Annotated in this window: 10 protein-coding genes; 7 read left to right on the top strand and 3 right to left on the bottom strand. The window is 39.3% G+C overall.

The window, feature by feature from the left end:
* The first annotated feature begins 59 nt into the window (after window positions 1–59).
* Window positions 60–1400: an amidohydrolase family protein gene (locus NGR58_RS06830; protein ID WP_258088846.1), complete on the top strand. Its 1341-nt coding sequence runs from the start codon at window positions 60–62 to the stop codon at window positions 1398–1400.
* Window positions 1401–1447: 47 nt separating this feature from the next.
* Complete coding sequence (locus NGR58_RS06835; protein ID WP_258088847.1) at window positions 1448–2794, top strand: uracil-xanthine permease family protein; 1347 nt, start codon at window positions 1448–1450, stop codon at window positions 2792–2794.
* A gap of 117 nt (window positions 2795–2911) precedes the next feature.
* Here NGR58_RS06835 and NGR58_RS06840 read toward each other — a convergent pair whose 3' ends face one another.
* Entirely contained in the window at window positions 2912–3604 is a 693-nt protein-coding gene (locus NGR58_RS06840) for a 1,4-beta-N-acetylmuramidase (RefSeq protein ID WP_258088848.1), read from the bottom strand.
* Between the two features lie 574 nt (window positions 3605–4178).
* Here NGR58_RS06840 and NGR58_RS06845 point away from each other — a divergent pair.
* Together NGR58_RS06845 and NGR58_RS06850 are read left to right on the top strand one after the other, a co-directional pair.
* Entirely contained in the window at window positions 4179–5312 is a 1134-nt protein-coding gene (locus NGR58_RS06845; protein WP_258088849.1) for a vitamin B12 independent methionine synthase, read from the top strand.
* Window positions 5313–5536: 224 nt separating this feature from the next.
* On the top strand, window positions 5537–5791 hold the full coding sequence (locus NGR58_RS06850; protein ID WP_075270502.1) for a hypothetical protein: 255 nt from the start codon (window positions 5537–5539) through the stop codon (window positions 5789–5791).
* Window positions 5792–5848: 57 nt separating this feature from the next.
* On the opposite strand, the gene NGR58_RS06855 is transcribed toward NGR58_RS06850, so the two are convergent.
* Complete coding sequence (locus NGR58_RS06855) at window positions 5849–6961, bottom strand: alpha-hydroxy-acid oxidizing protein (RefSeq protein WP_258088850.1); 1113 nt, start codon at window positions 6959–6961, stop codon at window positions 5849–5851.
* Window positions 6962–7141: 180 nt separating this feature from the next.
* Between NGR58_RS06855 and NGR58_RS06860 the strand changes: the two genes are divergently transcribed.
* From NGR58_RS06860 to NGR58_RS06870, 3 genes are all read left to right on the top strand, one after another.
* Window positions 7142–7651: a transcription repressor NadR gene (locus tag NGR58_RS06860; protein ID WP_258088851.1), complete on the top strand. Its 510-nt coding sequence runs from the start codon at window positions 7142–7144 to the stop codon at window positions 7649–7651.
* A 110-nt stretch (window positions 7652–7761) separates the two neighbouring features.
* On the top strand, window positions 7762–8952 hold the full coding sequence (locus NGR58_RS06865) for an MFS transporter (RefSeq protein WP_258088852.1): 1191 nt from the start codon (window positions 7762–7764) through the stop codon (window positions 8950–8952).
* A gap of 215 nt (window positions 8953–9167) precedes the next feature.
* Window positions 9168–10037, top strand: coding sequence for an SDR family oxidoreductase (locus NGR58_RS06870; RefSeq protein WP_258088853.1), 870 nt, complete (start codon window positions 9168–9170; stop codon window positions 10035–10037).
* Window positions 10038–10125: 88 nt separating this feature from the next.
* Here NGR58_RS06870 and NGR58_RS06875 read toward each other — a convergent pair whose 3' ends face one another.
* Window positions 10126–10218, bottom strand: a complete 93-nt coding sequence (locus tag NGR58_RS06875; RefSeq protein ID WP_407077141.1) for an IS3 family transposase — start codon at window positions 10216–10218, stop codon at window positions 10126–10128.
* Window positions 10219–10222: the final 4 nt, after the last annotated feature.

Below are 10222 nucleotides of genomic sequence, written 5' to 3' on the forward strand. Positions count from 1 at the left end.
AATGAATATGTTTGTTATAATCTTAGTTATTCGAGAACGATATAATTTTTGAGGTGATGATGATTAATTACAAAACAGTTTTACAAGGTGGTTATTATACTGCTATTGATGAAAATCAAGTGGATTACCAGGCAGATAGCCTAGTTTGTATTGACGATGAAGGAACGATTGCGCGGATTATTTTAGCAGATGATGACGATTATCAGATAATTGTTAATGATGCAAAAATAAATGGAACGTTAGTGTCGTTGTCTGATGACCAAGTGATATTACCTGGTTTCATTGATTTGCATGTCCATGCGCCACAATGGCCAAATGCGGGATTAGCCTTAGATAGACCATTGTATGAGTGGTTAGAAGAATACACTTTTCCATTAGAAGCAAAATTTAAAGATGCTAAGTATGCTCACTTAGTGTATGACAATCTTGTGGAAACATTATTGGCTAATGGGACAACGACAGCCCTCTATTTTGGTTCGGTCGATAATACAGGTAATTTGGAACTTGTTAAATCATGTCTAATGCATCATCAACGAGGCTTTGTTGGAAAAGTTGTCATGGATAATCCAGAGCAAACACCAGCATATTACCGTGATGAATCAGCAACCACAGCTCTAGATGAAACAGAAAGCTTTATCCATGAAGTGGCAACTTTAAATGAAAATCAAACGATACCGGTAACACCAGTAATTACACCGAGATTTTTACCATCTTGTACAGACGAGGTCTTGTCTGGCCTAGGTAAGCTGGCTGCTAAATATGATTTGCCAATCCAATCGCATTGTAGTGAAAGCGATTGGGAAAATGGGTATGCGTTGGCAACCCATGGTAAACGTGATTCGGATGTGTTGGACGAATTTGGCTTATTAACAGATAAATCAGTGATGGCGCATGGCACATTATTGAATGATGAAGATATCCAGCGATTTAAAGATCGTGGCGCTGGGGTCGCCCATTGCCCTATCTCTAACGTTTATTTTGGTAATGCCGTGTTACCAGCTAAAAAATTACTATCAGAAAATGTCAAAGTGGGAATGGGAACGGATATTTCTGGAGGCTATGATCCTAGTGTTTACCAAAATATTCGCCAAGCGATTATGTCATCACGGCTACTCAATGACGGGGTAGATAGTGAGATAACACCTGACTTACGTGGTAAACATGATGCAGCAATTACTGCTAAAAATGCCTTTTATATGGCGACAGTCGGTGGGGCTAAAAGTTTGAATTTGGTGACTGGACAAATCAAGCAAGGTTATGCAGCAGATATCCAGATTGCCCATGCAAAGTATCCAACGTTTGGTCAACAAGTCCCAGAGGATACATTTGAAAAGTTGATGTATCAAACCACCGCATCAGAAATTGATCATGTGATGACACAAGGCGTTTTCGTTAAATAGAATGTTTCATGTGGAACATTGTGAGCTAAAAGGAGAAGAAAAAGTTCATGGCTGAAGAGAAGAGTGGCTTATTAATTGGAGCAAATGATAAGGTCCCAGTAGCGGAAGCGGGCCTATTAGGTTTGCAACACGTACTTGCAATGGACGTGTATGTACCGCCGCTAATTATTGCTGGTTTGCTTTCAATGAATGCTGTAGAAACGTCTGGTTTTTTACAAGTTGCCTTTCTGGCGTGTGGTATAGGTACTTTGCTACAAACATCGGTATTTATGAAAATGCCCATGTCACAGGGACCATCATATGTTCCGATTGGAGCCATTGTTGGTGTATTCATGGCCAATGGGGCCGCTAACGGTGGTATGGCAGCTGTTATTGGTTCGAGTGCGGTTGCCGCGGTTTTGTTGATTTTACTTGGCCTATCAGGTGTTTATCAAAAAATAGTTAATACGTTGGTGCCATCTATTGTTGGTGGCACGATTATCACCTGTGTTGGGTTATCTCTGTTGCCATCAGCTTTGAATGATAATATTTTTAAAGCAAGTGGCAATATTTATCAAAATATTGAATTAGCTGCTATCACGATGGTTGCATTATTGATTTCAATTGCGATTGGGACTCATCTACCACAATTACAGAGAATTTTTAAGATTGGTTCAATTGTGATTGCTTTGGCAGTTGGTACCATCGCAGCAAGTTTTATGGGGCTTATGAATTGGTCAACGGTAGCCAAAGCTGAATGGTTTAGCTTACCGCAATTCACAGCGTTGCACTATGGTATAAGTTTTAATATATCAGCCATCATTACGTTTATTATTATATTTATGGTTTTAACCACTGAAACGACTGGTACCTGGTTTGCAATGAGTGCGGTGACGAAGGAAGAAATTACTAATAAACAATGGAATCGTGGTGTCATTGGTGAAGGTTTAAGTTGTTTGGTTTCGGCTTTGCTAGGTAGTACGCCAATGACTGGTTATTCAACTAATGCGGGGGTCGTTTCAATTACTGGTGTCGCTAGTCGCCGGGTATTCGTGGCCGCTGGGATTTGGTTTGTTATTTTAGGATTCTTTGGCAAGTTATCAGCATTGCTGGCTGCGATTCCATCAGCTGTTGTCGGTGGGGTATTTGCAGTTATCGTTGTAATCATCATGTTGAGTGGCTTGAATGTTATTGGTGATTTGAACATGACGGGTAATAAAGGTTATGTGATTGGTGTGCCAATTGTTATGACATTAGCTTTAGTTTTCTTACCTGATCAGGTGGTTAACGATTCGCCACAAATGTTGCAATATTTGTTAGGATCACCTATTACGGTGGCAGCAATTACGGCAGTGATTTTGAATTTGTTGTTATCAACAAAAAAATCAGTGGCTTCAGTATCTACTGTTGATTAGAAAAAATTTGAACGAAGAGAGCAGTGCGTTTTGTACCGCCCTCTTCATTTTTATTTACAACAAAAAACCGACAGCAACGACTTTTTCATTGCTATCGGTTCTGAATAGAAGTTAGTTTTACTCATCAGGCATCATGTACCGTAGATAGTAAGTGTTGTCTTTACCAAAGTAATACGTATGTCCATCAATCACGTGGTAACCTTGTACAGGTTGGCCATCATTTTCGATGTAGTACTTATTACCATAGGCTTCCACCCATCTATTTGTCTGACGGACACCATTTTCGAAGTAATTGTACCTGCTGTTTAGCATACGGAATCCTGTGTAAAGTTTTCCATCTTCAATCCAGCGCCAGCCGACACCTTCAAAGTTAATATAACCACTTGGGACTTCATCACGTAGATAGTAAGTACCATTTGATCCAAAGAAGTATGCCTGACCGTTAATGAATTGATAGCCTTGGACAGCACGTCCATTACTGTCAAGGTAGTAGGTCAATCCGTAAGCCTTGGCCCATTGATTATTCTGACGAACACCATTAGTGAACCAGTAATAAGAACCGGCGTAATAGCGCATTCCGGTATATGGTTGTCCATTTTCTAACCAATTATATCCACCATTGGCAGTAGAAACTTCCGGTGAGTAGACATAACCTGTTCTAGTATCTTGTTGCGTGTTTACTTGTTGTGTTGTGCTTGCAGTAGTATCTGCAGAAACTGATGTTGTCGGTGTGATGGCTAAGCCACCAAGGACAGCACCCCCTACTAAGGCTGACACTAATGAAGCTTTACTAATAAGTCGAGTTGTCATTTTGTGTACCTCCTTTGTATACTATTAATTTTAACAAAGGCTGCAATATAATGTTACTAATGTGTATCCAATAAATGTCAAAATAATGACATCACATGCTAAAAAAGACTATTAAAACAAACTCAAAGGCATGTTTATTAGAATTTAGACTTTATATCAGTTAATGCTTTAGGGGATATGGTTTTGGATGGAATTGCTGTTGATTTAGTTCTTAAATGAGAAAAATGGTGTCTTTCTATTTCTTGCAAAATGTATGTCACAATGTTAAACTCGTTAATAATTAAAATTACATTAAAAATCCGATGAGAAGAGTAACTGCTATGTATCTTTAACAGAAAGCCTTATAGATGAGATTAGGTATTGAGAATAGCAGTGAAGATGAACTCTGATAATTTTCTTTTTTGTTCACGCAAAGGGAACGGTTGAATCCGTTATGATTCCAATGAGGCACTATTTTCCGCGGAATAGTGTGAATAGGGATGGTAACGCGAATATTCGGCCCAAAGGTAAGCAATTACCTTTGGGCCGATTTTTTTGTAGATTTTAAAAAATTAAAAATTGAGGTATATGAAACATGACAGAAGCCACTGTAAATAAAATTCAATTTCCAAATCGGTATGATGTTGTTGGTAGTTTGTTAAGGACAGATGAATTAAAGGTTGCACGTGATAATTTCGAGGCGGGTAACATTACGCAAGCGCAATTGACGGTCATTCAATACGAAGAAACGAAAAAAATTGTTGATAAACAAGTTGCACTAGGTTTAAAAGATGTGACTGATGGTGAATTTAATCGCTCTTGGTGGCATTTAGACTTCTTATGGGGGTTAAACGGGGTATCGCCTTATGATTACCACGAGAGCTATAAGTTTCACGGTAGTAAAACGCGAACGGATAACGTCGAGTTAGTTGGTAAAATTGCCTATAATCCAGAGCATCCCTTCTTTGATAGCTTTAAATATCTGGCATCTATTACACCAGAGGGCGTAACACCTAAACAAACGATCCCATCACCATCAATGTTGTTCCGTGACAATCGTAGTGATAATTGGTCTGAATTTTATGATACTTATAATGACTATCTGACGGATTTGGCTGATGCTTATCACCAAACGATTTTACATTTTTATGAACTAGGGGCTCGTTATGTACAACTGGATGATACAACGTGGGCATTTTTGATTAGTAAATTGCATGAAACGGCTGACCAACCAGAAGAGCATCAAAAGTATTTGCAAATTGCTCAGGATGCAGTCACTGTGATCAATGCGCTATTGAAGGATTTACCAGCAGACTTGACGGTGACAACGCACATTTGTCGTGGTAATTTCCAATCAACTTATTTGTTCGCAGGTGGTTATGATGATGTTGCTGAGTATTTAGGACAACTAAATTATGATGGCGTCTTTTTGGAATATGATGATAGTCGTTCTGGTTCATTTGGACCTTTAGCTAAAATTTGGAATGGGGATAAAAACAAGCGCATTGTTCTTGGATTGATTACGTCAAAGGATCCTAAGATTGAAGATCAGAGTACAATTATCGACCGTGTCAATGAAGCAGCCCAATATGTACCACTCGAAAATCTTGCTTTATCAACACAATGTGGCTTTGCCTCTACTGAGGAGGGTAACAAATTAACGCAACAGCAACAGTGGGATAAATTACGTTTTGTTATTCAAACTGCTGAAAAAATTTGGGGCGAATAAATTTATTGCCAATTATTAAACTGAAAATAAGCGATTAATCAAAGGGATTTGCCAAGGGTTAGTCGCTTATTTTATTGTGCATATTCAAAACACTTAAATACTAGCAATAGCAACGATGAAAGCGCTTAAAAAGTTAGTGAAATTCTGCTATAATTAACTTAAGCAGTTAATAAATATAAAATAAAAAAGGAAACAGGATTGCTCCCTTTGAAAGGATTATCGTCATGACACTAACACCACGTATTTCAATTGCAACTATGATGACTGTACTGCCACTAAAAGGGAAAATGTTTTTTGAAAAGTCGGCGGATGGCTACTTCAAAACATCAGATATTGGTCCTCAGATAGATATTTTCGTTAAAGACCCAGCTGATGTTGAACAAATGTTAACTGAATTTAATTATGCTATTGATGAGCATTCGGTTGATGAGAATAAAAACGAATTTATTCAATATACTGACTTAAAATTAGTTAAATAGACAAAATAAAAATGCCTCTTAGGAACTTTTTGGTATTCCTAGGAGGCGTTTTTTCAGCTATTTCACTAATGATGTCTGTTGCACGTCGGCAATCGTCTTGGTACCTGCTAATTGCATTGTAATTTTGAATTCGTGGTTCAAATGGTTGACCACATCAGTGACACCTCGGGCACCACCTAAGGCGAGCCCGTAAATAATTGGTCGAGCTAAGGCAACTAAATCAGCACCGGATGCGAGTGCCTTAAAGACATGGGATCCGCGTCGGACACCGCTGTCAAAAATAATTGGTACTTGGTGGTTAACTGCGGTGGCAATGCCCTGTAGAACGTCAATTGATGCGGGACCACCATTTAATTGACGACCACCATGATTAGAAACCCAAATTCCCTGTGCGCCAGCACTAATTGCTAGTAAAGCATCTTCGGGCGTTTGGATTCCTTTGATAATGACTGGTAAATCAGTGTAGTCGATGACACGTTTAATATCAGCGATACCAATTTGATGCGCTTCGTTATCAAAAACATCTTTACCATGGCCGACACCAACATCAGATTGGCCAGAGCCGACATGGAAGTCTTCTAGATTGGCCATTGGTACTGGGAAGTGGAAGTCATTAACTACATCTGATTCACGATAGCCGGCAGTCGTTAGATCAGTGGTAATGACGATGGCTTTAATACCGGCAGCTGCCGCTTTATCAAGCAGGAATTTGTTGAGACCGTCATCTTGGCTAAGGTATAGTTGAAAAAATTGTGGTGCACCATGCCCAGCTTCAGCCGCTTCGGCAATAAGTTTTGAAGAGTAAGTACTCTGGGTCATTAGGGAACCAGTTGCCGCCATACCTTCAGCAGTAGCTACTTCACCACGAGCGTGTGCCACACCCTGTGCTGCTGCCGGTGCCATGACGATTGGTGTATCTAATGGTAGACCGAAAATACTTGTTTTGGTTTCTGGGTTACCAATGTTCGATAGTACATGCGGTAGGATCTGAGTATGGTTGAAAGCAATGGTGTTTTCTCGTAACGTCCATTCATCTTCTGAACCACCCCTAATAAAATCAAAGCTATCTTTTGGTAAAATTTCTTTTGCTAATTTTTCTAGTGATGGTAAGTTAACAACATTTAAATGTTGCTCTCGTTCACTTAATTCGTAACCATTGACCACTACCAATATCATATCCCCCAAAATTTCATTAACGTTTTTTCATTATTTTATCATTTTTTTCTAGCTATAGTTTGAGAAATTTAAAAAATGAAGGAATTCAGGCTAAAGTATAGGGAAAATATTTGCATAATATACCATACAGGTTATATTTATACGTAAGAGATTAAGAATCAAAGAGGTAAACACATGACCGGTATTCAACGACAAGAAGCCATTAAAGCAGCATTAAGTAATCCAGATGCAGTCATTAGTGCCAATAAATTTGCGAAACAACTTAAAGTGTCGCGCCAGACCATTGTGGGTGATATTGCCTTACTACGAGCAAGAGGCGAGCAAATAATTGCGACGCCACAGGGTTATCGTTATCAAATGAAACAACAGCATCAAACGATTTTGGTTGTTCAACACACTGCAGCACAAATTGCCGATGAATTAACGGCTTTAGTTGATGCTGGGGTCATCGTGACAGATGTACAAGTAGATCACCCAGTCTATGGACTCCTAAAAGGTGAATTAGCTATTCAAAATACTGCTGATGTGAAGCAATTTATTTATCATTTAGAACAAACCGATGGGGAACCATTGTCAACATTGACGAATGGGTTGCATATGCATCAAATAGAGTATGAAAATGTGGCAGATTTAGAAAAAGCCAAGGTAGCGTTAAGACAATTAAATATTTTGTATGAAAATTAGCTAGGTTGACAAGACACCCCCCGCGTTGCTATGATTTAAACATCAAAAGGGTGTCAAGACACCTAGATAGGAGTAGGCTGGTTATTTACCAGTCAGTATTTTAGTACGTCATGAGTAATATACGGAAACTGTTGACTGTTACGGGTTTAGCTTGGTTATTTGATGCCATGGATGTTGGGTTACTGTCATTCATTTTGGTGGCGATTCAACAGGAATGGGTGCTCTCTTCAGTACAAGTTGGCTGGATTGGATCGGTTAATTCGATTGGTCTTGCGGTTGGTGCGTTCACGTTTGGTGCTTTAGCAGATCAAAAAGGACGCAAGTTAATGTTGATTGTGACATTGTTGATTTTTTCAATTGCGACAGGGTTATCCGCTTTGACTGTCGGCTTTGTCAGTTTTATTATTTTACGTTTCTTTGTTGGTGTTGGCTTGGGTGGTGAATTACCAGTTGCTTCTACGTTAGTGTCAGAAAGAGTTCCTAAAGAGCGGCGTGGTCGAATCATTGTATTACTGGAAAGCTTCTGGGCTGTCGGTTGGTTAATTGCGAGTTTGTTAGCCTATTTTATTATGCCAAAATTTGGTTGGCGCATAACGCTGGTCGTTTCGGCACTAACGGCATTTTATGTATTAGTACTGCGTCGGCATTTACCAGGTGATAAGCAAACCAGTTACATTTCTCAAAAGCCTAAGGAATCAATTGGTAAGAAGTTAACGCAATTGTTCCATAAAGAACACCGTCAGCAGACGATTATGCTTTGGATTGCTTGGTTTATGATCATGTTCTCGTATTACGGTATTTTTTTGTGGTTACCAAGTGTATTAGTTGGCAAAGGCTTTAGCATGGTGAATAGTTTTGGCTATGTTGTTATTATGACATTAGCCCAATTGCCAGGTTATTTTACGTCAGCTTGGCTTGTTGAGAAGTGGGGACGAAAGCCAGTCATTGCTCTATTTTTGGCTGGAACAGCAATTTTTGCTATGGTATTTGGTTTTTCCGATAGTTTAACTATGATTATGATATCAGGAATGTTGCTATCCTTTTTTAACCTGGGTGCTTGGGGAGCGATGTATGCCTATTCGCCTGAATTATATCCAACGTCAATTAGGGCGACGGCTAATGGTGCTGCACAAGGCTTTGGTCGCTTAGGTGGTATATTAGGACCGCTTTCAATTGGTTTCTTTTTGAGTTCGCATTTCACGTTTGCACATATATTTAGTGTTTTCAGTGTTGCTTTAATCATTGCGATAGTTGTTATTTTGACTATGGGTAAAGAGACACGTGGCACATCGATTGATTAATAAAAGAGACTTTTGGAACGCGTTTATGCTATAAAATTTATAGCCTTATAATTAATGCATTTTTAGCACAAAGAGGTGGGGGATCATTGTTTTGTCCCCACTTCTTTTTTGACACATAATCAATCTAGAATTTTGCTGTTTGATACTGGAAATGATAAGGTTACACGTAATTATTAGTGCTTGTTCTTCAGAATATTTGTCAAGGAGGTTTGCCGATGACAAAGAACGTGAATGAAACTGACGTTGCACAAAACGGATTTCCAAAACAGGAACAGCCTGAACCAGGACTTCAAAAAAAGATGACACCCATCCCTGATGATGGTAGTGCTAGTTATATTGGTCATGATCGGTTGAAAAATAAGAAAGCATTGATTACAGGTGGCGATTCTGGGATTGGCCGGGCAGTGGCAATTGCATACGCACATGAAGGGGCGGATGTGGTTTTGAATTATTTGCCAGCAGAAGAGGAAGATGCGCAAGATGTTAAAAATATTGTGACCAATTTAGGCAGACGTATTGCCCTTGTACCAGGTGATCTCAGACAGGAGGCATTTAGTCAACAATTAGTGGCTAAGGCAATCTCATTTTTTGGTGATTTTGATATCTTAGTATTGGTTGCAGGCAAGCAGCACGCTGTATTCGATATTGAAAATTTATCGACAGAACAATTAGTTGATACTTATACAACCAATGTATTTAGTTTGGTGTGGTTGATTAAAGCCGCATTACCGCATTTAAATAAAGCGGGGAGCATTATTACAACAAGTTCGGTCCAAGCAAAGAAACCTTTGCCGTACCTGGTTGATTATGCAAGCACAAAAGCGGCTATTCGCAATATCACGGAAAGTTTGGCCAAACAGTTGGCACCTAGAAATATCCGCATAAATTGTGTCGCACCCGGACCAATTTGGACACCATTTCAGATTGCGGGTGGTCAACCACAAGAAAAGATTCCAGAACTTGGTAAAAATACCGCACTGGGTCGACCAGGTCAGCCAGCGGAAGTAGCGGGTGCTTATGTGTATTTGGCTTCCGGGGATGCGACATACGTGACGGGAGAAACCATTCAAGTTGCAGGTGGTTGAAAGTATTAGAATTTTAGATAAGAATAGTATAAAAAAGCTGGGACATATATTAATGCCTTGAACTGAACCCCAAAAATTGGAGAGAAGTTTAAGCAACTAACTGGTCGGAAAGATTTCGGTATTGAACCGGAGTTTTTCCGGCCAGTTTTGTTTTAATCCGTTTATTATTGTAGTAATAGATATAA

The sequence above is a fragment of the Weissella fangxianensis genome (assembly GCF_024718545.1).
GTDB classification, from domain to species: domain Bacteria; phylum Bacillota; class Bacilli; order Lactobacillales; family Lactobacillaceae; genus Weissella; species Weissella fangxianensis.

Coding starts and splice junctions, on each gene's coding strand:
- NGR58_RS06830 (WP_258088846.1), top strand. CDS start 60: ATGATTAATTACAAAACAGTTTTACAAGGTGGTTATTATACTGCTATT.
- NGR58_RS06835 (WP_258088847.1), top strand. CDS start 1,448: ATGGCTGAAGAGAAGAGTGGCTTATTAATTGGAGCAAATGATAAGGTC.
- NGR58_RS06840 (WP_258088848.1), bottom strand. CDS start 3,604: ATGACAACTCGACTTATTAGTAAAGCTTCATTAGTGTCAGCCTTAGTA.
- NGR58_RS06845 (WP_258088849.1), top strand. CDS start 4,179: ATGACAGAAGCCACTGTAAATAAAATTCAATTTCCAAATCGGTATGAT.
- NGR58_RS06850 (WP_075270502.1), top strand. CDS start 5,537: ATGACACTAACACCACGTATTTCAATTGCAACTATGATGACTGTACTG.
- NGR58_RS06860 (WP_258088851.1), top strand. CDS start 7,142: ATGACCGGTATTCAACGACAAGAAGCCATTAAAGCAGCATTAAGTAAT.
- NGR58_RS06865 (WP_258088852.1), top strand. CDS start 7,762: ATGAGTAATATACGGAAACTGTTGACTGTTACGGGTTTAGCTTGGTTA.
- NGR58_RS06870 (WP_258088853.1), top strand. CDS start 9,168: ATGACAAAGAACGTGAATGAAACTGACGTTGCACAAAACGGATTTCCA.